The 26,079-nt window shown below is 69.5% G+C and carries 16 protein-coding genes and 1 pseudogene; 6 read left to right on the forward strand and 11 right to left on the reverse strand.

Annotated elements, in window-relative coordinates; genetic code table 11:
* Window positions 1–98: 98 nt before the first annotated feature.
* From WMF12_RS10200 to WMF12_RS10210, 3 genes are all read right to left on the reverse strand, one after another.
* On the reverse strand, window positions 99–1,781 hold the full coding sequence (locus WMF12_RS10200; RefSeq protein WP_437870427.1) for a response regulator: 1,683 nt from the start codon (window positions 1,779–1,781) through the stop codon (window positions 99–101).
* A gap of 66 nt (window positions 1,782–1,847) precedes the next feature.
* Window positions 1,848–4,670: an ATP-binding protein gene (locus WMF12_RS10205; protein WP_437870428.1), complete on the reverse strand. Its 2,823-nt coding sequence runs from the start codon at window positions 4,668–4,670 to the stop codon at window positions 1,848–1,850.
* Between the two features lie 56 nt (window positions 4,671–4,726).
* Window positions 4,727–5,743 carry an ABC transporter substrate-binding protein gene (locus WMF12_RS10210; protein ID WP_437870429.1) on the reverse strand — a complete coding sequence of 339 codons (1,017 nt, stop codon included), beginning with the start codon at window positions 5,741–5,743 and terminating at the stop codon, window positions 4,727–4,729.
* A gap of 527 nt (window positions 5,744–6,270) precedes the next feature.
* On the opposite strand from WMF12_RS10210, the gene WMF12_RS10215 reads away from it, so the two are divergent.
* The gene (locus WMF12_RS10215; protein WP_437870430.1) at window positions 6,271–9,075 is read left to right on the forward strand and encodes a hypothetical protein; all 2,805 of its coding nucleotides are present in this window, start codon (window positions 6,271–6,273) and stop codon (window positions 9,073–9,075) included.
* 98 nt (window positions 9,076–9,173) lie between these two features.
* Here WMF12_RS10215 and WMF12_RS10220 read toward each other — a convergent pair whose 3' ends face one another.
* The 6 genes from WMF12_RS10220 to WMF12_RS10245 all read right to left on the reverse strand — a co-directional run bounded on the left by WMF12_RS10220 (window position 9,174) and on the right by WMF12_RS10245 (window position 16,014).
* A complete protein-coding gene (locus WMF12_RS10220; RefSeq protein ID WP_437745397.1) occupies window positions 9,174–9,740 on the reverse strand; it encodes a hypothetical protein in 567 nt (188 codons plus the stop codon).
* Window positions 9,741–9,783: 43 nt separating this feature from the next.
* A complete protein-coding gene (locus WMF12_RS10225; RefSeq protein ID WP_437870431.1) occupies window positions 9,784–10,935 on the reverse strand; it encodes a hypothetical protein in 1,152 nt (383 codons plus the stop codon).
* Between the two features lie 285 nt (window positions 10,936–11,220).
* Window positions 11,221–11,778 carry a hypothetical protein gene (locus tag WMF12_RS10230; protein WP_437870432.1) on the reverse strand — a complete coding sequence of 186 codons (558 nt, stop codon included), beginning with the start codon at window positions 11,776–11,778 and terminating at the stop codon, window positions 11,221–11,223.
* Window positions 11,779–12,079: 301 nt separating this feature from the next.
* The gene (locus WMF12_RS10235; RefSeq protein ID WP_437870433.1) at window positions 12,080–13,198 is read right to left on the reverse strand and encodes a hypothetical protein; all 1,119 of its coding nucleotides are present in this window, start codon (window positions 13,196–13,198) and stop codon (window positions 12,080–12,082) included.
* A gap of 311 nt (window positions 13,199–13,509) precedes the next feature.
* On the reverse strand, window positions 13,510–14,541 hold the full coding sequence (locus tag WMF12_RS10240) for an AraC family transcriptional regulator (RefSeq protein ID WP_437870434.1): 1,032 nt from the start codon (window positions 14,539–14,541) through the stop codon (window positions 13,510–13,512).
* 117 nt (window positions 14,542–14,658) lie between these two features.
* Window positions 14,659–16,014: a hypothetical protein gene (locus tag WMF12_RS10245; protein ID WP_437870435.1), complete on the reverse strand. Its 1,356-nt coding sequence runs from the start codon at window positions 16,012–16,014 to the stop codon at window positions 14,659–14,661.
* 244 nt (window positions 16,015–16,258) lie between these two features.
* On the opposite strand from WMF12_RS10245, the pseudogene WMF12_RS10250 reads away from it, so the two are divergent.
* Both WMF12_RS10250 and WMF12_RS10255 read left to right on the forward strand, forming a co-directional pair.
* Window positions 16,259–16,995 (forward strand): annotated as a pseudogene (locus tag WMF12_RS10250) (sigma 54-interacting transcriptional regulator); the annotation flags it as partial.
* Between the two features lie 245 nt (window positions 16,996–17,240).
* The gene (locus WMF12_RS10255; RefSeq protein ID WP_437870436.1) at window positions 17,241–18,803 is read left to right on the forward strand and encodes an RtcB family protein; all 1,563 of its coding nucleotides are present in this window, start codon (window positions 17,241–17,243) and stop codon (window positions 18,801–18,803) included.
* Between the two features lie 79 nt (window positions 18,804–18,882).
* Here the strand turns inward: WMF12_RS10255 and WMF12_RS10260 are convergent, their stop codons facing one another.
* Complete coding sequence (locus WMF12_RS10260) at window positions 18,883–20,547, reverse strand: glycoside hydrolase family 43 protein (RefSeq protein ID WP_437870437.1); 1,665 nt, start codon at window positions 20,545–20,547, stop codon at window positions 18,883–18,885.
* A 560-nt stretch (window positions 20,548–21,107) separates the two neighbouring features.
* Between WMF12_RS10260 and WMF12_RS10265 the strand changes: the two genes are divergently transcribed.
* Window positions 21,108–21,527, forward strand: coding sequence for a hypothetical protein (locus tag WMF12_RS10265; RefSeq protein WP_437870438.1), 420 nt, complete (start codon window positions 21,108–21,110; stop codon window positions 21,525–21,527).
* Between the two features lie 593 nt (window positions 21,528–22,120).
* Window positions 22,121–22,498 (forward strand): hypothetical protein, encoded by a 378-nt coding sequence (locus WMF12_RS10270; RefSeq protein WP_437745407.1) that lies wholly within the window; start codon window positions 22,121–22,123, stop codon window positions 22,496–22,498.
* Window positions 22,499–22,601: 103 nt separating this feature from the next.
* Here WMF12_RS10270 and WMF12_RS10275 read toward each other — a convergent pair whose 3' ends face one another.
* Window positions 22,602–23,261, reverse strand: a complete 660-nt coding sequence (locus WMF12_RS10275) for a glutathione S-transferase family protein (RefSeq protein ID WP_437870439.1) — start codon at window positions 23,259–23,261, stop codon at window positions 22,602–22,604.
* Window positions 23,262–23,891: 630 nt separating this feature from the next.
* Here WMF12_RS10275 and WMF12_RS10280 point away from each other — a divergent pair.
* Window positions 23,892–26,063: an OmpA family protein gene (locus WMF12_RS10280; protein ID WP_437870440.1), complete on the forward strand. Its 2,172-nt coding sequence runs from the start codon at window positions 23,892–23,894 to the stop codon at window positions 26,061–26,063.
* The last annotated feature ends 16 nt before the right edge of the window (window positions 26,064–26,079 follow it).

A 26,079-nucleotide genomic window follows, 5' to 3' on the forward strand; every position in this document is an offset into this window, starting at 1 on the left:
GGGCCCAGATCGGCGTTTTCGGCGCGCAAGCGCACTCAGGTGCGCTGAGCACCGAAAACGTCGAGGTGGGCCCGTATCCGAAGCGGGTGACCGTCGCTCTAATGGCCGTTCCTGCGCCCGGGAGCGCCGCCGTTGCGGGCGTGCTTGCCGTTGAGGTGCAGGCCCGCCACGCCGCCGCCGGCCTGCTGGAGCGCATAGCCGATGCCGCTCTGGAGCGTCCCCTTGGTCACCACGGCGCCGAGATCGACGCCCAGATCGATGAGCGTCTGCGCCAGCTCGGCGCGGATGCCGGTGATCACCGTCTTCGACCCGAGCAGCCGCAGCGCCGTCGCCGTGCTCATCAGCGTGCTCGCGACCGCCGAGTCGAGCACGGTCACCCCGGTGACGTCGATGATGACGACCTTCGCCCGGTTCGCCTGGACGCCGTTCAGCGCCGCCTCGAGCGCCTGCTCCGCTCGCGCGGAGTCGATCGTCCCGATGAGCGGCATCACCATGATATGATCGGTGATCGGGATGAGCGGCGTCGAGAGCTCCGCGAGCCGGGCGCTCTGCGCGTCGATGACCTCCGCCTGCAGCGCGGCGCGCTCCTCCTCGGCCCGGGCGCGCTCCTCCTCGGCCCGGGCGCGCTCCACGAGCTCCCGCTGCAGGCGCTCGTTCGTCTGGCGGAGCTCCTCCGTCTGGCGCGCCACCTCGGTCTCCAGGCGCTCGTTCGAGCGGCGGAGCTCGGACGTCATGTCCGCCAGGTGCCCGTAGAGCAGGGCGTTCTTCACGGCCACCGCCGCCTGGGAGGCCAAAAGCCCGAGCGTCTCCAGCTGCGCCGCGAGCAGCGGCTCCGGCGCCGCGTCGCCCTCGATGTAGAGGACGCCGATCAGCTCGCCCTGGCACATCATGGCCAGGCAGAGGATCGACCTCGGCCCCTTCCCGGCGAGGTACCGCGCGTCCTCCGGGCGAGCGTCGCGGCTCGTGTCCCAGACGAAGATCGATTGCCGGGCCCGCGCGACCTCCTCCACGAGCGACGCCGCGAGATCGGCGCCCGGGCCCACCGGCTTCGAGAGCCCGAGCACCACCGTGTCCGGCTCGCTCGTGATCGACGCCTCGATCACCAGCCCGGACTCGCGCGAGAGCACGAGGACGCACTTCCGCGCGCCGGCGTGCTCCAGCGTGAGCCGCATCAGCCGGTCGAGCACGTCGTCGAGGACGATCTCGCCCGAGACCGCCTGCGCCGCGCGGATGACCGTCGCCATCTGCGCCTGCGCCTGCGTGAGCCCCTCGAGCGCGCGCTCCAGCGCGACCGTGCGCTCTCCCACGCGCCTCTCCAGCTCCTGCGTGAGCCGCTGCAAGGCCGCCTCCGCCGCGATCCGCTCGTCCACCTGCGCGGCGAGGTGCATCGTCAGCCTCCTGAGCTTGGTGTGCACCCGGACGCGCGCGAGCAGCTCCTCGTCCAGGAACGGCTTGGCGAGGTAATCGACGGCCCCGAGGTTCAGGCCCTTCACCCGGTCCGCGGACAGGTCCGTGCTCGCCGTCATGAAGATGACGGGGATCGCGGCCGTGGCCGGGTCTCCCTTCAGCCGGCGGCACGTCTCGAATCCATCCATCCCATCCATCTTCACGTCGAGCAGGATGAGATCCGGCATCCCCTCCCTCGCGAGCCGGAGGGCGCGCGCGCCGTCCACCGCCACCGCGACCTCGAAGCCTGAGCCCGTCAGGGTATCCGACAAGAGACCGAGGTTCCTCGGGTTGTCGTCCACGATGAGTATCGTACCGGCTTCACTGGCATCCATCGTTCTACCCTCCAGGAGGCGCGCGCTCCCATTGCCACGACCAAGGCGCGCGCCGTCCAAGCAACGTCAATCGCGTAGGTGCATCTTGATGAAATCTTCAACCGCTTCCATCTTGAAATCCTGCATCAGGCGGCGCAGGTGCCTGCAAAACGGCGCGAGCTTCGGATCGGCTCGTTCGAGCCTGTCGAGGTGCTTCTGGAGCTGGTGGAAGAGCCCCCTGTGCGCGAGATCGAAGAGGAGCCGCAGATCCTCGGCGGCGGGGGCGGTCATCGGAGAATCTGCGCCGCCGGCAGGCTCGGGTGAGCTCGGGTCGCGGTGGGCGCCGGCGGGTGCCTCGCCCGGCGCGCCAGGATCGCCCTGCTGCTCGTAGATCCACGAGAGCCCGAGGTGCCGCTGGATCTTGTCGAAGACCTCCTCCAGCTGCAGCGGCTTCGGGAGGAAATCGTCGGCGCCCGCGGCCAGGCTCTTGTCCTGATCGGACAGGAAGACGCTCGCGGACGACGCGAAGATCTTCAATCCTGCTCGATCCGGCGCCTTCCGGAGCAGCCGCATCATCTCCCAGCCGTCGAGCTCCGGCATCGCGAGGTCCGTGATCACCAGGTCGAACTCGCGCTCCGACGCCGCCGCGAGGCCCTCCTTGCCGTCCGTGGCCTCGGACGTCTCGAACCCGACGGACTGCAGCATCGTCACGAGCACCTCGCGGTTCTCGGGCTGGTCGTCGACCACGAGGACCCGCCGCCGCTTGCCCTCGTAGTCGACGACCGCCGAGGCGGGCCGGAGCGCCGTGGGCTGGGTTCGCCGGGGCGACTCGGCGAGGATCACGTCCATCCAGAACACGCTCCCCTTGCCGGGCTCGCTCCTCACCTCGATGGAGCTGCCGAGCAGCTTCATGATGCGCTGGCTGATCGCGAGCCCGAGCCCCGTCCCGTCGACGCGGCGCTTGCCGTCGCTGGCTTGCTTGAACGGGAGGAAGATCTGGTCGAGCTGATCCGGGCTGATGCCCGTCCCGGTGTCCTCGATCTCGAAGCGCACCCGGTGCGTCCTGCGCGGCGCGCTCTGGAGCGCGGCGGAGTCCGGCGCGGAGCCGTGCGGCGGGCGCGGCCCCTCGCCCAGCCGCTTGATCGTGAAGGAGACGCTGCCCTTCTCGGTGAACTTCACGGCGTTGCCGAGCAGGTTGATCAGCACCTGCCGCAGCCGCCGCTCGTCGGCGACCACGTCGGTGGGGAGCTCGGGATCGGGCGTATACACAAGCGCGATGCCCTTCTCCTCGGCGCGGATGCGGCAGATCTCGGCCGTCGATCGCAGGAACGAGGGCAGGTGGAAATCGTTCGCGTGGGCCTCCATCGCCTGCGCCTCGATCTTCGCCAGATCGAGGACGTCGTTGATCAACGTGAGCAGGTGGGCGCCGGAGCGATGGATGACGTCGATCCCGCGCAGGTCGTGCTCGCTCAGCCCCCGCGAGCGCCGGAGGATCTGCGCGTAGCCGAGGATGCCGTTGAGCGGCGTCCTGAGCTCGTGGCTCATGTTGGCGAGGAAGTCGCTCTTCGCCTTGTTGGCGGCGTCCGCGGCGACCTTCGCCTCCTTCAGCTCGGCCGTGCGCTGCTCGACGCGGTGCTCGAGCTCCTCGAACGACCCCTGGATCTGGCGCGCCATCTGGTTGAAGGACTCCGCCAGCGTGCCCATCTCGTCGTGGGATCGCACCTCGACCGCGGTGTCGAGCTTCCCGCTCGCCAGCTGCGACGCCGCCTGGGCGAGGCGGGTGATCGGCCTCGTCAGGACCTGCGCCATCAGGACGGCGACCGCCGTGACGATCGCTGCGATCAGCGAGGCGAGCAGCAGGGCGTCGCGCGTCGTCTTCTCCTCGATGGGCTCGAGGAACGCCGCTTCCGGCCGCACGAACGCCACGGTCCACGGCGGCTTCTTCATGCCGTCGAAGGCGCTCACGCGCGCGAGGGCCACCGCGCTCATGGGGGCGTCCCTCGCGGCCATGCGGGCCTGCAGGAAGCGGCTCGCGGTCGAGGTGGGGTCCTGCTCGCGCTCGAACCGGCGCAGCCCCTCGTCGAAGGCCTGCACGTCGGTCGACAGCTCCGCGGCCGGTTTGTCCGGCAGCCGCCGCTCCGCCTTGAGCCGGCCTTCGAGCTCCGGGGCGAGCGGCACCAGCGACTTGAACACGAGCTCCGGGGAGCGGCCGTGCGCCAGGCGGACGTGGTGCTCGTCGAGGAGGATCGCGAACGCGTCCGACGCCTCCAGGAGGCGCGTCTGGGAGAGGATGATCCGCTGGACGGCGGACAGGTTGTAGGTGCACCGGAGCACGCCGATCGTCTTCTTCTTGTTCAGCGCGTCGCGGACGGGGCTGCTGAAGACGAGCTGGGGCACCTCGCCAGCGAACACGACCGACGACGCGTACGGCAGGCCCGTCTCCACCGCGCCGACGAAGTAGTCCCGCTTGGATTCGTCCCTGTCGACGGGCGTCTGCACCGTGTCGAGGACGTTCTGCCCGCGCTGATCGAGCAGCGCGTACGAGAGAATGTTGATCGTGTCCTTCCGGATGAGCCCGTGCAGCGTCCTCGAGGCGCGCGCGTGCTCCTCGGTCCCGCTCCTCCGCGCCTCCTCGCCGAGGCTCAGGTAGCTGGTCAGCCCGGGCAGGCGGGCCTCGACGCGGACGGCGTCGAGGTTGCTCTCGATGAAGTCGTCGACGCTGTTCGCGGCCTGCGACGCGGCCGCGGCGAGCGCCTGGTTCGCGCTCTCGGTCAGCACCGTCTCGTTGGTCCGCTTGTTCAGGAGCGTGAGGATCGAGAGCGGCGCGAGCGCGACCGTCAGGAGCGCCACGATCAGCTTCATGCGGAGGGTGATCAGGGGGACCGGCAGCTGCTGCCTTGCGCGACTCATAGCGTTCGTCGAACCTCCGTGGTGGTGCTCTCCAGGTGCTCCACGCGCCGCTGCGATCACTCGCGCTTCGTGACGGGAGGCAGGAAGGACGAATCGAAGATGTTGTTGATGTCCGGGCGGCGCCCCAGCTGCCCGTCCTGGACGAGAAAATCGACGTGCTTGTTGACGAGCGGGGCCAGCGACGTGGGGTCGTTGTTCGGCGCGAACCGCTGTCGGACCTCCTCCAGCGAGAAGAGCTCGTATCCGTCGATGCTGATGTCCGTGACCGGGATCTTCAGCGCCTTCGCGATGATCTCGTTGCTCTCCTGCGGGTGGGCCTTCCAGAACTCGACGGCCTGGAACCAGCCCCGGATGAAGGCGCGGACGTCGTCCGGCCGGTCGCGCAGCACCGTGCCTCGGAACATCATGAAATCGGCGAACAGCCCGGGCGTCTCCTTGCTGGAGAAGATCGGCCTGGCGCCGGACTTCGCCGCCTGCGTCACGTAGGGCTCCCAGGTGTGTCCGGCCTGGATCGTATTGTTCGCCAGGAACGGGGCGACGTCCGTCTCGCTCACGTTGACCAGCGTCACGTCGTCGATGGCGAGGCCGTTCCTCTCCAGCATCTCGCCGACCAGCATCTCGCCCAGGGCGCCGGTCTTGGCCGCGATCTTCTTCCCCTTGAGATCCGAGATCTTCTCGATCTCCGGCCGCGCCATGACGACGTCGGCGCCCGCCGTCTGGCCGAGGTAGAGGACGACCCGCGCGTCCGGCTCCCTCGCGAGGACGCGCACGACGACCTCCATGGTCCAGGGCAGGCCGTCGACCTTCCCTGCGGTGAAATCGGAGATCATGCCGTACAGGTCCGGGTTGAAGAGGAGCTCGACGTCCACGCCCTGCTGGTCGAAGAAGCCCTTCTCTTTGGCGATCGACATCGGGAAGTACCCAACCCAGTAGCCGTGGCTGACGCGGAGCGGCGGCCGCGCCTCCTTGCTCCGATCGCCGCGCGAGGGCTCCGGCTGGCACGCCGAGGCGAGCAGGGACAGCGCCGTCACCGCGAGCCAGCCGATCGTGCGACGCACAGCCGATGTCTTCATGGTCTCTCGGGGCTCCTTCTCGGGATCGTGGAGAGGGCGCGTCAAGCGGGCGGCGCTCGACGGGCGCGCGAGGCGCCGGCGGGAAGGGGCGCGCGGCGGGGGTCCGGGGGCTGTCCTCTCTCGCACGCAGCGCCGCGCGGGCAGCGCGCGATGCCGGCCGATCGAACGACCGGCGCCGTGCTCCCGGCGCCGAGACGACGGCCCGACTGCGAGGCCCCCCTGCATGTTGCGCAGCCTACCATGAACCGCCGCGGCGCCGCGATGCTCTGCGACCGGATCACGGCGATCCGGGGGGCCGTCTCGAGATCGCCGGCGCCGTCTGCCCGACTGGACTGCCTCGCACCGTCGCGACACCTCGGTAGGTAGCTCGGCGCAGGTGTGCCGAAGGCATCGATTGCTGAAGCAAAACCATTGCGATATTGCAATGCGAGCCGGCCACGACTACCCTTTAACTCAACCTTCGCGCCTTATCGTCTGCTTGCCATTCGAAATCATGTGAAGAGAACCCCACTCACCGGAGGTGACTCATGGCCTCGTACTTTGTCGTGCGCGATGTCCTCTGCCATCTCGTCGCGGCGTCGGCGCTGCTCGTGGGCCTCGCGGCCGGCCGATCCGCCGAGGCGGCGTCGTCTTTCACCCTCTTCGAGAGCGGCCATGTGCGTCCGCTCGCGCTCTCGCCCGACGGAAAGCTGCTATTCGCTGTAAACACACCCGACAACCACCTCGAGGTGTATCGGGTCAAGGATCAGGGTATCGAGCACCGCGCCTCCATCCCCGTCGGCCTCGAGCCGGTGGCCGTGGCGGCGCGGAGCGATACCGAGGTCTGGGTCGTCAACCACCTGTCGGACAGCGTGAGCGTCGTCGAGCTGACCCAGGGGGCGCGCTCGGGCCGGGTCGTGCGGACGCTGCTCGTGGGCGACGAGCCGCGCGATATCGTGTTCGCGGGGCCCGGAAGGCGCCGCGCGTTCATCACGACGGCGCACCGCGGACAGAACATCCCGTTCGATCCCCAGCTCACGACCCCCGGCGTGGGCCGGGCGGACGTATGGGTCTTCGACGCCGCCCACCTCGGCCCGACGCTCGCCGGCGCGCCCCTCACGATCGTCACGCTGTTCAGCGACACCCCGAGGGCGCTGGCGGTGACGCCGGACGGCAGCAAGGTGTATGCGGCGGCCTTCCACTCCGGGAACCGCACAACCGCGCTCCACGAGGGCCTGATCCCGAACGGCGGAGAGGCGGCGGGGGGCGTGCCGGGGCCGGCCACCAACGCGGAGGGGATCCCGCACCCGGAGACGGGGCTCATCGTCAAGTTCAATGGTGCCCACTGGGTCGACGAGCTGAACCGCGTCTGGGACAGCTCCGTCCGGCTCTCGCTGCCCGACAAGGACGTGTTCGTCATCGACGCGAACGCGAGCCCGCCGAGGCAGCTGCCCGGCGCCGCCGGGTTCTACACCGGCGTCGGCACCATCCTCTACAACATGGTGGTCAACCCGGTCAGCGGGAAGGTGTACGTGTCGAACACCGAGGCGGGGAACGAGAAGCGCTTCGAGGGGCCCGGGATCTTCGCCGGCCAGACGACACGGGGCCACCTGCACGAGAGCAGGATCACCGTCCTCGGCCCGGCGGGCAGCGTCACGCCGAGGCACCTCAACAAACACATCGATTACGACGCGTGCTGCGCCCCGGTCCCGAACGCCGAGAACCAGAAGAGCCTCGCCCTCCCGCAGCAGATGGCCGTCACGAGCGACGGCAAGACGCTGTACGTGGCGACGATCGGGTCGTCCAAGATCGGGGTGTTCAGCACCGCCGCCCTGGAGAACGACACCTTCACGCCGAGCACCTCCAGGCAGATCCCGGTGCCCGGCGGCGGGCCGACGGGGCTCCTGCTCGACGAGGCGCGGCGGCGCCTGTACACGATCACGCGCTTCGACAACGCGATCTCGATCCTCAGCACGACGACCAAGTCCGAGATCGCGCACGTGCCGATGCACAACCCGGAGCCGCCGAGCGTGGTCGCCGGGCGCCGGTTCCTCTACGACGCGTCGTTCGAGTCGAGCCACGGCGACTCGTCGTGCGCGAGCTGCCATGTCTACGGCGATTTCGACAGCCTGGCCTGGGATCTCGGCAATCCGGACGGGGTGGTCGTCGACATCCCGGGGCCGTTCGAGTCACACCCGCTGGACTTCGGGATACCCGACACCCACCACCCGATGAAGGGGCCGATGACGACGCAGAGCCTCCGCGGGATGGCGAACCACGGGCCCATGCACTGGCGCGGCGATCGCACCGGGGGCGACGACGAGCCGAGCGCGCACCCGGACAGCGGGACGTTCGACGAGGTGACGGCGTTCATGGAGTTCCAGGCCGCGTTCACGGATCTCCTGGGGAGGAGCGAGTTCATCCCCGAGGCCGACATGCAGGCGTTCGCCGATTTCATCCTGCAGGTCACCTATCCGCCCAACCCGAACCGGGCGCTGGACAACTCGCTCACGCCGGCCCAGCAGGCCGGGCGCAGCTTCTTCTTCAACAACGTGTCCGACTTCAGCGAGGAGGGCACCTGCGTCTCGTGCCATGTGCTCGACCGCCACGCGAACGAGGAGTTCGGCGTCGATGCGCCGGGCTTCTTCGGCGGCGATGGCCGGTACACGTTCGACCTGGAGACCGAGGCCTTCAAATCGCCGCACTTCCGCAATCTGTACCAGAAGGTCGGCATGTTCGGGATGGCGAACAACGATCTCTTCCCGGGCAGCGACGCGTTCCTGGGCGACCAGGTCCGCGGCTTCGGCTTCAACAACGAAGGGGGCGTCCCGACGCTCTTCCGCTTCGTGAGCTCGGCGACCCCCGACATGGGGTTCAACCAGTCGCCGCTCACCCCGGGCGGGTTCCCGCCGGGGCCGGAGGGGGACGTGATGCGGCGCGAGGTGGAGCAGTTCCTGCTCGCGTTCGACAGCAACCTGGCGCCGATCGTCGGGCAGCAGGTGACGCTGACCCGCCACAACGCGGCCGCGGTCGGGCCGAGGATCGATCTGCTCCGCGCGCGGGCTGATGCAGGGGAGTGCGATCTCGTGGTCAAGGGATCGCACGACCATGAGGCGGCGGGGTTCCTCTACGTCGGCGCGGGCCTGTTCGTCGGCGACCGGCTCTGCGACGCGCCGATCCGCGACGCGGCGCTGCGGCACCGGGCCTCGCGCAATCGGGGCGAGCTCACGTACACGTGCGCGCCGCCGGGCTCGGGGGAGCGGATCGGGCTGGATCGCGACGGCGATGGATTCCGCGACGGCGACGAGGAAGACGAGGGCAGCGACCCGGCAGACCCGTCGAGCACACCCTGAGGGTCGCGCCGCGCCCCTCGCTCGCGCGACTGCCCACATGACGGAAGCGCTGCTCGTCGCTCGGCGTTGCCTGGCGACGAGCAGCGCGAGGGGCGGCGCTACCCCGCCGGCCGGAGCCGGAATGCGCCGCAGTCGGGGTATTCGATGCGTCCGGCGAAGAGCGAGCCGTCGAACGCGAGGTCGCCCTTCATGCCCACGGTGACGTAGTTGGGCGGGCGCTCGAGCCAGGCGCCGGGCGAGAACGATGCGGTCCGCGTCTCGGCGTCGTAGCGGCCGCTCATGAGGTATTTGCCGGCGGCGCCGGACTCGGCATGATGAAAGCCGAACACGGCCTTGATCCTGTCGCCCTTGACCTCCAGGATCCGGAACGTCATCTCGGTCGTGCCCTGCGGGCAGTCGTAATCGCCGATCCAGGTCCGCGTCCGCTCGAACGGGTTGTCGCCGGGGAATTCTTCTGGCACCCAGCCGTCGGCCGCCGCTATCGCCGCCGCCGGGGGCGGATCCTGGAGGACGATGTAGACCGTCTCGGCTGCGGGCGGCGGCTCCGGCGCGCGCGGCTCGGCCAGCGTGGGCGCGGGGCCGCACGCGGCCAGCAGGAGGGCCGCGCATGCGGCGCGGCGCAGGGCCGAGCGCCGTCGGGGGGCGGGGGCGTTCGCGGTACCCATGCGCGGGAGGGTACCATGGAGAGGGCCGAGCGCGGAGCGTGCTTCAGCGGCGGCAGCCGATGCGCTCGGTCGCGACGACGACATCGTCGTAGAGGATGGTGTGTGTGTCGGAGACGGTCATGCCGAGCTCTTCCATCTCCGCCCGCCGGCGCGCGTCGGAGTCGCGCTCGTAGTAGGCGTCGAGCATGAAGCTCTTGAAGCGCACGTCATCGCTCGATCGGAAGTCGAAGCCACCGAACGGCTCGGGCGGCGTGCACGCGCTGAAGTCGCACCCTCCCGTGTGGAACTGGGCGCGGAGCCAGGTGCCGTCGGGGTAGCCGGGGCGGTAGTCGCCGATCGCCACGCCGTCGATCCAGAACGCGAGCGCGCCGTCGCTCTGGCCGACCGTGTTGGCGCGCGCGTGCATCTCGACGCAGAACCATCGGTCGCGCGGGAACGGCGCTTGACCCGGCGGCTGGAAGACATTCCCGTAGTAGTACGTCGTGCCTTGATCGCCGGCGCAGCCAGGGGTGGCGGTCCCGTCGTTGCAGCGCCCGGAGCGCATCTTGTACCAGTAGGCGTAGAAGTTGAAGACGTCGTCGGTGGTCGTGTCGAAGTCGAACCAGAAGCCCTCGTCCCCGGGCGGCACCGTGTTCGCGAGGCCGCTGCTGTCCCAGCTCTCGGTGCCCGCCGCCATGCGCACCCAGTGGTGCGGGTTCGGGGCGAGCTCGGGGAAGCGCACATGGAAGCGCCAGTAGAGCGCGTCGACGCGCTCGTGGGTGACCCACGTGGACGACGAGATGTACGTCTCCTCCGCCAGATCGGCGGTCGTCACGGTCGAGCGGAGGTAGCCCTGCCCGGCGTGGGCAGCCGCCGCGTCGGCCTCGATGTGCAGATAGCGCGTGTCGGCGGTGGGCCCGTCCCAGCGCCCCCAGCCTTGCTCGAAGTCGTCGTGGAAGAGCACAGCCGGGTCACCGGCGATCCCCACGTCGTCCGGGTAGCGCTCGCTCAGCGTGCCGGACGGCGACGTGTCGCCGCCGCCCCCGCCGCCATCGCTCGTTCCGCCGCCCCCGCCGCCATCGTTCGGTCCGCCGCCGTGCGGGCCCGCTGAGGATGTGTCCGGCTGTGCGCCGCCGTCACCGCCGGAGCTCGACGTGGAGTCGCAGGCGGCGAGGAACAGCGCGATCACCAGGGGAAATTGCAGAGGGTTCTTCATCCTTCCACGCTATCCGCTGCTCCGCCGCCTGCGCGAGCGCCCGAGGAAAAAACGCGGAAGACCCGGTGGCGGGCGGTGTAGGTTCTCTGTCCGGCGAGCCGAGGTCGGGACCAGGGGAAAGAGGACCTGATCCATGCGTCGGCGCTCGCGAAGCTGACACCCAAGGCGAGACGAGGGCTGATCGCGGCGCTCGCGGAGCTCCGCAGCGATCGGGAGCCGTGCGCGTGGTATTCGAACCGCGAGGGCCATCCGTGTACCGGCAGCAGCGGCCGAGAGGTTGTGCCTCTAACGAGACGCGCGACGTAGAACAGCAGACCCACAAGCCGCGCCAGCGGCCACTGGAAGCGCGAGAAACGCGTACCACACGAAGGGTGCGACGTCCTCCGAAAGCAATCCCGAAAGCTCGCGCAGCGCCAGCGGTGAGTGCTCGAGCACGACGGCCAACAGGGGGGCCATGGTCGTGGCCCCGATGATCGCGCCCAGCAGCGTCAAGGCGGGGCGCCTGCTGCCGCCGGCGAGGGAGTCGCCGAAAAGCCAGACGAGGACGGCTACCGTCGTTGGTACCAGCAAGACCGGCAGGAAGGCGAGCGCCAGGCCGGCGGCTTCGTGCCGGAAATCAAGGAGCTCGATCGCGATGAGAGTCTCCGCAACAGCCGCTGGCCCGCCAAGTAGACCAGCCAGGACGAAAGCGCCGACACGGGCGGTGGAGCCGGCGGCACGCTTCGGAAGCACCGAGTACGCGCCAATCGCGAGGGCAATGTTGATGGCGGCGACGACCCCTGCCGGTACTCGATACGAGTTCGCGAGCTCGAAGAGAAACCGCAGGGGATCGAGAGCTTTCATCGATCGCCCGTTGCTAGTCGACCCGACGACCTGACGGTCTGTCGCGGTCCGAAGCGCCGCCGGTCGCCGCGGCCTGTTGGGCTACCCCGTGCTCGCCCACGGGCGATGTGGTCATAGCTTTTGAGCGCCTTGCAGTTACATCCTCTCCATAGAACATCGGACGGAATACCTTCCACGATGCCCCGAACGTACAGCCCAGGGCCTCCGACGGCTCAACGCCTCGGCAATTACTCGCGGAGCGAAGCGACGCCGGGCTCATTGATAGGCTGGACAGCTCCTTCTTTCGCATGATGCGGATAGCTCATCTCCGCGCCGCGCGGATGTGTGCGAGAGCGTCGGGCATCGTGTCGAAGATGCAGGCCGGACTGACAGACATGGCGCAAAGATGGTCATCTGCACCTGGTGATCGAATCCACGCGGTGGGACCGCTCCGCTGGACGAGGGGGGCGAAGAACGGATGGAAATAGGTGCCCATCGATCGGAAGTTCGAAAGGTCGACGATGAGAGGCTCGTCCGCAGGGATGGCGGAGAGCTCCTCGCGAATGGCGTCGGCCGCATCGGGGCTCCAGCCCAGACGCCCGAAAATCCGGAGAATACACGGCGACCCCGGCTGCACTTTGACCGGGAGCCCGGAGCCACGCAAGTAGCCGAACAGGTTCTCCAGCGCTGCCACACTCCCGGGAAGGCGAGCGCGTTCCCACGCCGCTTCGAAGAGGAGCCTGGCGAGCTGGACGCCTGGACCACCGCTCGCCACATGAACATTGAAGTCGTGCCTGCGGCCGTCGCGGAAGCACCCTGCGACCCTCAACCCGTCGAGCGCCCGGGCTTGCCGCTCCGCACCGTCGACCGAAATGGCCCCGATCTTGCGCCAAAGCTCCACGGCATCCTCCGCGCGCACGACAACCTGCTCCTGGTGAACTACGAGAGCCTCTGGCAGTCGCTCGGCAGGGAGGCTGTTCGCAAAATCGGGGTCCCAGGCGAGGTAGGCGGAGCGCCAGAGGCTGACGCTAGCCGCCGTGATCGAGAGCACGGTCCGGTCGTCGTCAAGGACGAGGGAGAGAACGGCCTCCGGGTCGAACGAGGGCTGGTAGACGACCTGGACGAGCTGGTCGACGGTAGCAGACGCGGAGTCGCCGAACTTCACGCCGAGGACGCCGGCCACGGTCTCTCCGCGATATCCATGAAAGAGGATCGGCAAGACGGCCGCCGTGTTGACGAGCCTCACGTGCCCCTGCTGGATGTGCGCGCGCGAGTAGCGGAGCTTACCCTCCTCCAACGCCGAGAGCTCTTCGCCGACCGATTCGAACAGCGCGGCCGCCAGCACGTAGTTCTTCTCCGCGAACATTCGCCCGGCGAGCCGCCGCCGATCCTCGGCAGGCAGCGCTGAATATCCATCCTCGTACGCCGACGGCTCGCTCATCCGATCTGCTCCATTGCAAATGGCACCTGCGCCTGCCCGTCAGCCACTGCGCTCCACGGTTGCTTGTCGGCCCGACGAGTCGTCGACTGGTCAACCGAAGCCGGCGGACCAGGTCTGTGCATTCGAACGTCTCTGGTGACCTTTCGCATCGAGGATCTCACCAGCGGTGCCGCGCCGCAAGCCCGAGCGCTGTCCAGCGCCGCAGGGTGCGTTAGCAAGAGCTGCAGGTCGGCCCGGTAACGCGGCGGTTCATCCAGGTCGCATCGTGGCTCGCGACCCAGCCCTGGACGCCGTCCCAGGCTCGCCCCCGCTCACATCCCTTGATTGCCCGCAGCCCCCCTCGCGCCCCGGAGCTCGCGTGGAGGGCAGCCGAACCAGCGCCGGAACGCGTGGCTGAACGCGGTCGTGTCCGAGAAGCCGAGCCGGAGCGCCGTCTCGGTCACGCTGCTCGTCGCCAGCAGGTCGGTTGCGCGGTCGCGGCGCACCTCCTCGACCAGCTTCCGGAAGCTCGTCCGCTCGACCTGCAGGCGCCGGCGCAGCGTCCGCTCCGTCGTGCCGAGGGAGCGAGCCACGTCGTCGAGCGTCGGGATCCCGCCCTCGGCGCTCGCGAGCGCGCGGACGAGCTGGTGCCGCACGCCGTCCGCGCTCGACGGCGGCGCGAGCTGCTCGCAGAGCGCGCTCACGCTCCGGCACAGGTACTCCCATAACCTCTGGTTCGCGCCCACAGGCACCATGTCGAGGACCTCGCGGCGGAACACCATCCCGTCCCAGGGCGCGTCGAACCGCACGGGGCAGCGGAAGAACTCCAGGTGCGCAGTCCGGCGCGGCGGCGCCGCGTGGCGGAAGCTCACCTCCAGCGGCGTGAGATCGTCGCCCGCCATCTGCCGCAGGCAGCCGAGGCTCTGCGCCAGCGCGGTCTCGTTGGAGAGGCGGTGCCCCAGCGTGAGCGGCCGCAGCCGATGCCACCGCACCTCGACGCGCCTCGCGGTCTCGACGGTTTCCCATCGGCCCGAGTCGGTCAGGAGCGCGCTGTACCGCGCCGCGGTGCCGAGCGCGTGGCGGATGGAGGGCGCGGTCATCATCGCGAACCCGAGCACATGCAGGTCTTCCACCCTCGCCCGCTGCGCGACGCGGATAGGCAGCGACGGGTCGTCCAGCGTTTGACCCAGATAGGTCCACAGATCGAGCAGCCGGTCGATCTCGATGCGCCGGTCGGGATCAGCGGCGAGCGACGGCAGGCGCGCGGCGCGCTCCATCGCGCCCAGCCGGATGCCGTCGCGGAGCCCGAGGTCGACGACCAGCCTGGCCACGGACGTCATCACGGTGGGCAGCGGGCGGTGCATGCGCCTGGGATCATGCACGATCTGCACCGATCGCTGCGCGCCGGTGTTCGCCGCGGCGCGAGATCGCGAGGGCCAGCGCGATCTGACACGCTGATCAGGGCGCTGGCCGAGCGGGCGTCAGGGGTTGGTGAAGCCGAGGAGCCCGTGGCCGACGAGGATGCTCGCAGTGTTCGGGGGCAGCGGGGCAGCGTTCGTCGCGTTCGCCCATCCTTCGCGCATCAGCGCCGTGCGGATGCGCGAGATCGGGGAGACCTGATGGGCCTCCTGGAGCAGCTTCATCGCCTCCGCCGGGATGGTCAGCGTGCCATCGCCTCCGAACGCGACGCACTGGATCTCGACCTGCTTGCGCGCGGGCGGCGGCATCGCGGCCGGCGACGCGCCCTCGACATTGCCATCCGTGCTGGTGATGCGCACGACCGTGGCCTGCGCCGACCCGCAGCTGCCGCCCGGGCCGCCGCAGCCCAGCGTCAGCGCGCTGCCGTCGAGCGGCACCGCCACGAGGGCGGCCGCCGACGCCGTGTCGGGGGTGAACGCCTGGCCGGCCGGGATCGGCGCTGTGTCGGGGAAGTCGAAGGCCATCTCGCCGCCGGGCGAGACGCCCACGACGACCTCGGCGCCGCGCTCGATCGGGTCGACCGGGTTGTTCGGAACGGGCCCCGCCCCGGCGAGGACGGTGTACTCGGCCGCGAAGGCTTCCTCCGCCGCGCCCTGGTTGACCACGATCGCCGTCGTGCTCGACTCCACGGCGACGATGGGGAACGCTCCCTGGTTCCTGGCGTTCGCCGCGCCGGTGACGCGCAGGTAACGGCCGACGTCGGCCGCGGAGAACGTCGCGCCCTCGATCGTGTAGGCCGCGGTTCCGGGCTGCCCCGGAGCGACGCTCGCCTGTCCGGCCCCTGTCGACGTCGGGCACACATAACCCGAGCCAGCGAAGCGGCACGCGATGGGCCCGCCTTCGAGGCCGGCAATCGTGATCACGCCCTGATCCGTCAGTGCCGGCGGCGGGCTGTCCTCCACGTCGTAGACCCACGCCCTGCACCCGTCGATTTTTCCGGGCGTCTGCTCGTACGCAGGAGGCGTGGACGAGGTGAACAGGACCTGCACCGTCAGGCCGTGGCCCGCCTGTGGAAGCCCTTGAATCGATACGTCCTGGATCGAGATGATCCCGTTGTGTGTCGCGACCGGGGAGCAGCGGTCCGAACCGCCTTCGCCGGAGCTCGATGAGCCGCCTTCGCCGGAGCTCGACGAGCCGCCTTCGCCGGAGCTCGACGAGCCGCCTTCGCCGGAGCTCGATGAGCCGCCTTCGCCGGAGCTCGACGAGCCGCCTTCGCCGGAGCTCGATGAGCCGCCTTCGCCGGAGGCCGCCGAGCCGCCGTCCCCTCCGCCGCTCGTCGAGCCTCCGCCAGGGCCGTCGTCATCCCGCATATCGCAGCACCCGGCGACCGCAAGGGTGGTGGCGAGCGCGAGGGCCAACGGGCCCTTCCTCGAATTTCGCGAGAGTTCCATTCGACCGATCATGGTTTGAGCCTCCAGGCCTCGCCGGCGAGGCGCGCGGTGTGCGCCTTCGCGGCTGGGCATGAGGCAGATCTAGCGATCGGCCCGTGGGGCGGCCTGGTTGCGCCGGCCAGGGAGTTGGTCGAATCGGCCAGCCGACTCGCTGCTGCGACCGCCCCCTGGCGTATTGACCGCGTCTGCCCGACTGGGTACGACTAGGTTCGTGTCTGGTGAACCTGACCCAAGAACGCTATCCGCCACGGGCGGGCAGCGAGATCTCGACGGATCAGGGAGCGGCGCATTTTTGTTTCTGATCGCGGACAGCCATCGGCCGCTCGCGTCGTCGGCGCGCATCGCCCTCGATGACGTGGAGGAGGTCGGCATCGGCCGCGGCAATGCCCGGAGGCTGGAGGTCGCGGACAGCGGCGCACGCCGGCGCGTCGAGATCCGCCTCGACGACCCCTGGCTCTCGTCGAGGCACGCGCGGATCATGCGGGTCCTCGGCCGGTGGTGCTTCGAGGATTGCGGCTCCAAGAACGGCAGCGTCGTCAATGGGGCGCCGAGGCAGCACGCCGAGCTCGCCGAGGGCGACGTACTCGAGCTGGGTCGCACGTTCTTCCTGTATCGCGCGGCGATGCCTCGCGGCTCCGAGCTGGCCACTCTGCTGGAAACGTCGAGCCTTGCCGCGCCCGTCCCTGGGCTGCTCTCCGTCATTCCGTCACAGCTCCAGATGTTCACGCAACTCACCGTCGTGGCGGCCTCCGCCATCCCCGTGCTGCTCCAGGGCGAAACGGGCACCGGCAAGGAGCTCATGGCGCGCGCCATCCATTCGCTCTCGGGCAGGCCGGCCCGTTCGTGCCGATCAACTGCGGTGCGGTGCCGCGGGAGCTGGTCGAGGGCGAGCTCTTCGGGCACAGGAAGGGCGCCTTCTCCGGTGTTGCGGCTGCCGCTGCTGAGCGTCCACTGAACCGCGATGAGCGCGGGGCCCGCGGCGACCGAACGCGCCGCCCGGGCCCCGCGCCAGCCGGGCAGGTCGAGCTGGCCGGCGCCGCTTGACGACCGGCGTTCCTGGTTTATAGTGAGCCCCGCTGCTGCGGTGTGCGATCCCCTCGTTCGCGCGCCGGGTCCAAATCGGGGGAGAGTGAGCCGCGGCCCCGTCGCGTGATCGCGTCGGCCGCGTGCGTCTTCGTGGATTGGACAGCAGCATGGTTGGCAAACTGCATCTCGATGCGGTGGTGCGTCGCCTGGATGGCGCGACGGCCCGCATCGACAATCCGTTCGGTATTCCGATCACCCTCGTGGCCAGGGAGGATGTCGTCGTCGAGGCCGACGGCATCGAGGAGCTCCTCCGGTTCGCCTCGCTTGAAAGCACGCTCCGCGATCTTCAGACCTGGGAGAAGGCCGGCAGGATTGCCCCGTTCTGGGGCGGCACAGCCGGCGAGATCCGCTCCATCGTGCTCACGCCCGACTTTCACAAGGGCGCGGGCATCCCCGTGGGCACCGTCGTGGATGCCCGCGGGTTCGTGGTGCCGCAGGCCGTCGGCAACGACGTCTGTTGCGGCATGCGCCTGCTCGCGACGGACGTGGACCGGGACGAGCTCGCGCCGCACATCGGCGCCCTGAAGCAGCGGCTCCGCGCGATCTTCTTCCAGGGCCAGCGCGATATCCCCATGTCGCCGCGCCAGCGCGCGGCGATGCTCCGTGATGGCCTGTCCGGGCTGCACGAGACGGCGGCGGACAACGCCCGCACCGGCCTGTGGGCCCACTACGATCCTCGCGCCCAGCGCGCGGATCTCGATCGTGTGCACTTCCACGGCGGGCTCCCCGCGCGTGGGACGTTCGCGTTCGACGCGTACATCCAGGCGTCGGGCCGGGCGGACGGGCGTGACATCCAGATCGGCACGGTCGGCGGCGGCAACCATTTCGTCGAGATACAGGCCGTCGACGAGCTGGTCGACGGCGCGACGGCGCGCTCGTTCGGGCTCTCGAAGAACGCTGTCACGATCATGGCCCATGCGGGCTCCGTCGGGCTCGGACACGCGGTCGGCGGCTATTTCAACGAGCGCGCCCGCGCGCTGTACCCCGCGGGGGTGCCCCATCCGGCGCACGGCTTCTATGTGCTGCCGGCGGTGGGCCCCCACGCCCACGAGGCCTCCGTCTACCTCGACGCGATGCGGAACGCCGCGAACTTCGCGTTCGCGAACCGCCTCTTCCTGGGCCTCATGGTGGTGCGCGCGATGCGGGAGGTCCTTGGCCGTCACGTCGCGAGCACGCTCGTGTACGACGCGCCGCACAACCTCATCTGGGAGCCCGACGGGGCCGAGCCGCGCTACCTGCACCGCAAGGGCGCGACGCCCGCCGGGGGACCCGATGGCGAGGGCGGAGCGTTCTCGTACACCGGTGACCCGGTGATCATCCCCGGCTCGATGGGCGACTCGAGCTGGGTGCTCGCGGGCGCAGGGCACGCGGCGCTGCTCTCGAGCGCGTGCCACGGCGCGGGCCGCAGCCTCACGCGCGGCCGCTCCGCGCATGCGGACGAGGACGTCTACCGGCGCGCGGTCGAGAAGCTGCACGTCGTGACGCCGCTCGACCCCGACGCGCCCCACGTGCGGCGGCGGCGCGACATCCTCGCGAAGTACCACCAGCGGATGAAGGAGGAGGCGCCGTATGCCTACAAGCCCATCACGCCGGTGGTGCGCTCCGTCGAGGAGGCAGGGATCGCGCGGCGCGTGGCGCGACTCTGGCCGCTCGTCACGGTCAAGGGATAGGGAACGCGATCGGAACGATGGTTCCGATCGCGAGCGGGTGCCCGAACTGCGCGGGCTCCTGGTTCCACCTGCCGAGCGACTACCGGCGCCGACGCCCAAGAACGAGCGCAGAAGCGGCCAGCCAGAGAGCGGCGGCGAGTCCGCCGCCCCCGGTGCTCGCGCCCGTCCGGCAAGCGCACGAGCCGTCTGCGTCGTCGCCGGCCGCGTCGTTCCCACCGGAGGGGCCGGCGCTGTTGCCGCTGCCCGAACTGGCGGAGCCGGTCGTTCCGCCGGTGGCTCCGGTGACCGAGCCGCCGCTGCCCGAGGTCGTGCCCCCGGCGTCGGCGCTGCCGCCGGTGCCCGAGGGCGCGCCCCCGGCGCCGGCGCTGCCATTGCTGCCGCCCGTTCCCTGGTCCGAGCCGCCGGCACCGCCTCCGCCGCCGTCGCCCCCGTCACCCGGCATGGTGGGTCCGGTGAACCGCCACCAGTTGAACTTGAAGAGGTCGCCGCCGCCACCGACGAACTTCAGGAACAAGTCGTGTTTCCCGCTGCCCCCGCTGACCGCACAGGTCTTGGTGGTCCAGGACGACGCGCCCGAGACGTCACACGTCCCGAGCAGCGTGCCGTTCTGACTGTCGAGGCGGAGCTCGATCTTCGCGTCGCTGGCTGTGGACGATACCCGCGCCTCGAAGGAGGTCACGCCGTCCAGGAAATCGACGTCCTTCACCTTGATGTAGTCGCCGTTGCTGATGGACGTGACGTTCATGCCGGCGCCGGTGTCGGTGCACACCTCGGTCTTGAGCCCGGACGAGAAGGCGATGGTCTCGGCCTCGACTTGCTTGAACGGATCCAGCGTGTCGACGGCGGACGGTCCGTTCGTGGACATCATGATCCTCGGAATGCTGCCGTCGGCGCCGTAGGTGAACTCCTCCACGCAGACCGAGCGCTTGAAGTCACTGCCGCCCGGCAATGCGCTGTTGTGATAGAAGAAGTACGAGTGCCCCTTGTAGTCGACGATGCCGGCGTGGTTGGTGAAGGTTCGGCCAGCGCCCATGATGTCGCCGCGGACGGTCCAGGGCCCGGTCGGGCTGTTGCTGGTCGCGTAGCTGATCTTCTCGGTCCCGGCGATGGCGGCGTAGACGAGGTAGTACAGCGACCCTCGCTTGTAGATCCACGGCCCCTCGGTGAAGCCACTCAACGGCACCTCGGTGATGCTTCCCGAGGTGCTGATCATGTCCGAGTTCAGCTTCACGTGCCGGAGCTTGGCATTCCCCCAGTACATGTGGGCCTGTCCATCGTCGTCGACGAACACCGTCGGGTCGATGTTGCCGCCTCCGGGCGCCACGGCCAGCTCCTTTCCCAGCGGGTCCATGAACGGGCCTGCAACATTGTCCGATACGCCAACGCCGATCCTCGCGCCGGTGTTGTTGTTCAGCGGCACGTACAGATAGTACTTGCCGTTCCTGGCGATACCCTGCGGCGCCCACGCATTGTCGGTCCCCCAGCGGAAGGTCTTGTAGCCCGCGGGCGAGCCGTGGTCCGTCCAGTTGACCATGTCCGTGGTGGAGTACAACCTCCAGTCGTTCATGGTGTAGAAGTTGTTCACCGTGACGTCCTCGTCGTGGGACGTGTAGAGGTACAACGTGCCTTCGTGCACCATGGGAGCGGGGTCGGCCGTGTAGAAGGTCTGCACGATCGGGTTGTCCGCCCGAGCGGGGGACGGAATCGCGGCGACGAGGCCCAGCGCCATCGCCGACAGGGTCATTCTTCTTGCTCGGTAGAACGTTGTATTTAAGCGCACGTTGAATCCTCTCGCGAGCGAAATTGCCGGCGCCTCGCACCCCTGGTGCTGACTCGGCGGAGGCGCCATCCGATGAGCGGGCAGCCCGCGCAAAGGCACGCAGGACGACCCCCCAGGGCAAAGCACAAGTAGACGCTTTCGAAATGTGAACGATCACATTTCTCGTGTCAAACCCAATCGACCGGCCCGAGCGGGATCCTCGATCCAGAAGGGAGGACAGCGCTGGCGGGCTCTTCCGGCGCGCCGCGTCGCGGGGGGGGCGGGCGCCGGACCGCGGTGATCGCCGGCCCGATGCGCTTGATGCCGGCCTGCGCACGGACGGCTGGCGCTCGGTGCCGCAGGCGGCCGGCACCCTGGGTATCGCCTCTTGTGCGCGGCCACTCGAGCGCGCGCTCTGGCCGCGCTCTGGCCAAGACCTCGCCCCGTCATCGGTCGATTTGGATTGACGTCGCGAATGTGAACGATCACATTTCGAGCTGCGATGGGGGGTTGAGCTTGCTTTTCACCGGATCAGGAGACGCCAGATGTCGATAAGCATGAAGCTGATGGGGGCCATGATCATGAGCGTCAGCATGGGCTTTGGCGGCGGCTTTGCGAGCGCAGCGTGGGCCGCGGGCGGGACGGCGGACGTCCCCGCATCGGTCGCCGAGGGGAAGGATTTCGGCTGCGGCGCAAAGGGACAGAAGGCCTGTCCGATGCAGGGCTGGATGAAGACGGTGATGCAGTCGGCGACCACGAGCGGCGACGGCGCGAAGATCGCGTCGGCGCTGGACTATGTGGCGTCGAAGCCGCCGCCCGGGATGCCGAAGTGGGTCGCCATCTCGAAGGACGGCGCGGAGAAGGCCAAGAAGGGCGATATCGACGGCGCCAAGGCGAGCTGCAAGGTCTGCCATGATCTGTACAAGGCGGAGTACAAGGCGAAGCACCGTGATGCCGCCTTCTGAGGCGCCGCGCTCTGCTCTCGCCTCTGCCATGTGACAGTAAAACTGGCTCTCCCGCGATCTTGCGGCTGTCCTCGCCGAGCTCGCTCGTGCCGACCCCCGAAGCTCGCGGTCCTTCAAACAACGCGCATGCCGCGGGGCCCGAGCTCGCGACCGCAGCCCGGGACCGGCAGAGCGCCCGCGATGCGCAACCATGCGCGAAAGTGAGCGAGGCTTCGCTCAACGACGCGCGCAAGTGAGCGAGGTTTCGCTCAACATGCCCACGCGCACCTCCGAGGGCTGTCGTGTCGTTCCCGCGAGGCACCGAAACACCATGCGAAGGCCGGATCGCCCTCTCTCGTGCAGATCGCGCTGCTCGCGGCGTGCGCGCAGCGCCTTGACCCGGACGGCGGCGCAGGGTAACCGGCCGATCAACGCCATCGTGACCAGCCCGTCGGGGCCGGTTACCAGTCCCCATCGCGACGAAGGAGGCAGCGCCACAGGCAGGCGTCCGGCGGCCCCGGCCCACCGGGAATGGCCCGAAGATGCGGGGGGGTGATGCGCGGGCACCGGCCTTGCTCTGAGGGAACAGCGAACCTTCACAAGGAGCTGCTCAGATGAAGAACACCATTCGCGCCGCGCTCGCCATCCTGTCTCTTGCCTCCGGCCTCCTGGCCGGCTGCGTCGTAGCCCCCGACGAAACGACCACTCCGGATGAGACGACCGCCGTGACAGAGGCGCTCGTGAACAACGGAGGCGGCGCTGGTTCGCTCGGTTGGTGGTGCAGCGACGACGGAACCTGCACGTGCGAGGGTGGAACGCTGTCGTCAGACTGCTGGGGGCTCTCTCAGTACTGCGTCGACAGGTTCGAGTGTCGCATCAATCCGCCGTACCTGTGCTATTGCCACTGGAAGCTCGTGCGGCAACACCCTGGCGTCAAGGCGACGACCGGGACAGTCGGGAACGGGACAGTCGGGACCGCGATCAGTCCGTGAGTGCCCGCGCGGCGGCAGGGCTCGGATCATGGGAGGGCGTGACGACGGATCGCAGCCCCTCGGAAGGCGTGGGCCCAACCCGGGCCCAATGGTCAACACAGCCTCAGGCTGCGACTGGAGCGTTTCGAGCGTAGTCCGCCATTTGGTCGCGCAAGGCCTTTTGGAAGGCTGGCCGCGCCTCACAGCGCTTGACGTAGGCGTCGAGCACGGGAAATTCGGTCAGCAGGTCTGTGTGGCGAAGGAACCTCAGCACGGTCGTCATCAGGACGTCCGCCGCGGTGAAGCGATCGACCAGATGGTCGCGCCCGTCGAGCCAAGCGGAGAGCGCGCCCAGCCGAACTTTCACCTCATCCACAGCCGCGGGACGCCGCAGCTTCGCCCACTGTTCCTCGCTGTGCTGCAGGTCCATCGCGAAGAGGTTCTGGATCGGCGGCTCAACCGTGTTGAGCGCGGCGAACATCCAGGCGACCGTGCTGGCGCGGTCGTGCCGATCGGGGGGCATCAGAGCCTCGGAGTCCGCAGCGATGTGATGCACGACGGCGCCCGATTCAAACAGCCCCCGACCATCCGCCTCGAAGGCCGGCACCATTCCGAAGGGGTGCTTCTGACGGTATGCGTGCGAGCTCCGCTCCCCGCCATCGATCAGTCTGACCTCATAGGGAAGCCCGGCCTCCTCCAGCGCCCAGCGCACGCGCAGGTCGCGAACGAGCCCCTGCGCGAACGGCGGGGCCCAGGGCAATCCCGTAACGGTGATCTTGTCCATTTGAATTATTTGCCTCTGTGGAGTTGTGTTCCTTGGAGATGGCGCCGTTCCTCGGACGACCTTCGGCCATCCTTCGCGCATGCTCTCGAGCGAAAAAATCATTCTTCGTCGTGCAGAAGCCGGCATGCACCAGGCGAATCCGGGCGCCGTCGTGGACTTTTGTGAGCGTCCACGTGACGACGGTGTCTCGAAAGGTTTAACGCAGGGGCAGCGCCCCTGGGAGCAACAAATCTGTCGCGAATCCGGTGAGCGGCGGCGCGAGCACGACGACCTCGTACGAGGCGGCGGACGACGCCGGGATCGGAGGTGGGAGCGGCCTGCCTTGTTGCAGGTTCCGCCGCGCTGATGAGCAACATTTCCCGCTGTAGCGCCCGCGCCCTACCTCAGGCTCAAGTCCTGGCCTCGCCGATCCGCTGGCGCGCGGGCGGTGACGCCAGCGCGGGGGCCGCGGCCCAGCGGCCGCGGGTCCGGCGGCAGGGATAGGCCGGGCGGTATGCGCCTTCGCTGCGGCCGGGCGAGCGGGGAGCTGCTGCGCCGCCGCCGTGCTCGACCGCTTGCCGTCGATCTGCTTCGGGTACACTGCCGGCGCACCAGCGCCTCCACCTACTTCTGCACAGAAAGCTCGCCCCCATGAAGCACGCGTTCCTCGCGGCGCTCTCGCTAGCCCTCAGCGCGTGCGCCGGACCGCTGGCGAAAGGGCCGTCGGTCGATCTCCGCCTGCGGCACGTCGTCCTCTACCAGAACGGCCTCGGTTACTTCGAGCGCACCGGCGTCATGTCGGGCGAGCGGCTCACGCTCCGGTTCCGGGAGCGCGAGGTCGACGACGTGCTGAAGAGCATGGTGGTCGTCGAGCAAAACCTTGGGCCGAACGAGACCCCCTCCACCGTGAGCGCGCTCTTGCCGCGCTCCGAACAGGCGAGCGGGCCCGAGAATCCCACCGAGATCGAGCTCGTCTTCTCGCCGGCCGCGAGGAGGCCCGTGTCGATCGCGTATGCGGTGCCGACCGCCGCCTGGAAGGCGACCTACCGCGTGATCCTGCCGGCCAAGGGGCAGAAGGAGAAGCGGGCGCTCCTCCAGGCCTGGGCGCTCATCAGCAACATCGGCGACGAGGACTGGAGCGAGGTCAACGTGACGCTCGCGACGGGCGCACCGCTCTCCTACGTCTCGAACCTGCGCGCGCCGGCGATGCTCGACAGGCCGGAGCTGAAGGGCGTCTACGACGGCGAGGGAGGCGCGCTCGCCCCGGTGCTCGCGGAGAGCTCGCCCGGGCCCGACGCCGACCGCGATGGCGTGCTCGACCACGAGGACGCCTGCCCGCGCGAGCCCGGCTCGGCGAGCCCGCAACCCGACCGGCACGGCTGCCCGCAGGCGGTCCGCGCCATCAGCAGCGAGATCCAGATCCTGACCCCCGTGCTCTTCGACAAGGGCTCAGACGTCATCCCGCCGCGCGCGAGGCCGCTCATCGAGGAGATCGCGCGCACGATCAAGAGCGTCCCGCACCTCCGCGCGTTCGAGGTCGAGGGGCACGCGTCGTCCGACGAGGCCGGCGCGGCGGATCTCGCGGCCCGGCGCGCCGCGGCCGTGCGCGCGGCGCTCCTCCAGCTCGGGGTCACTGCCGAGCTCGTGACGCGCTCGCACGGCGCCGAGATGCCCCTCGTCGCCGGCGACACCGAGGAAGCTCGGCAGCGCAACCGCCGCGTCTTCCTGCGCGCCCCGGACGTCAGGCAGGCGCAGGCCCCAAGCCCGAGGCGCGAGGCGCCGGCCGTCACGCCCGAGGCGATGGCGAAGGCGCCGGAGGGCGCGGCGAGCGTGGACGCCGTGGCCGGGGCCTTCCGGTACGCGATCGCGAACCCGGTGACGCTCCCGAAGAAGTCGTCCGCGCTGATCACGCTCATCAACCGCCCGGTCGCGGGCGAGGACGTCCTCCTGTTCCGCCCCGATCCCGCGGCGCCCGCGAGCGCGACCCACCCCTTCCGCGCAGCGCAGATCGAGAACCGGAGCGCGCTCGGTCTCCAGCCCGGATCCGTGTCGATCTTCTCCGGCGGGACCTTCGTGGGCGAGGGTGTGCTCACGCGCCTTTTGCCCGGGGAGAGCGCGACGATCCCGTACGCCATCGACAGCTCGACCGAGGTGCGCGCGACGAGCATGACCACGGATGTGCCGGTGCGGGTCGTGTCGCTGTTCCGCGGCGCGCTGAGCGTGGAGGATCGGTACCGGCGCGTGACGGTCTACGATGTGAGGCCCGGCCGGGACGTGCCGGAGACATTGCTCATCCGCCACGCGAGGGCGACGGGGTTCGAGCCGCAGGGCCTCCCGGGGTGCACGGACGCGACGCCAGACGCCTGCCTCGTCGAGAAGAAGCTCGCGCCCGGCGCGCCCCAGAAGGTCGTGGTCGAGGAGACGCGGCTGTCGCAGCGCGAGATCCCGCTCGTCCAGGCCGACAGCGAGCGGCTCTCGCTCTACCTGAAGGGCTCGAGCCTCCCGGCCGAGCTCCGCGCGAGGCTGGACCGCGCGCTCGCGCTCCGGCGCGCGCTCGACGCGGCGAACGACGAGCTCGACCCGCTGCGGCGGAGGCGCGCCGAGCTGATCGACCGCGCGGCCGAGCTGCGCGAGAGCCTGAGGACCATCGAGCGCACGCCCCAGGCCGGCAAGCTCCGCCAAACCTTGCTCGACCGGCTCGCCGAGGTGGCCCGACAGTCGGAGGAGATCGGCGCGAAGATCACCCAGCGCGTCGAGGACGTGGCCATGGCGCGCGCCGAGTTCGACGACACGCTCCGCGATCTGGTCATCGAAGGTCGGTGAGCGCCGGCGGACGATC

The organism is Sorangium sp. So ce363, assembly GCF_051520435.1.
Lineage (GTDB): Bacteria > Myxococcota_A > Polyangia > Polyangiales > Polyangiaceae > Sorangium > Sorangium cellulosum_B.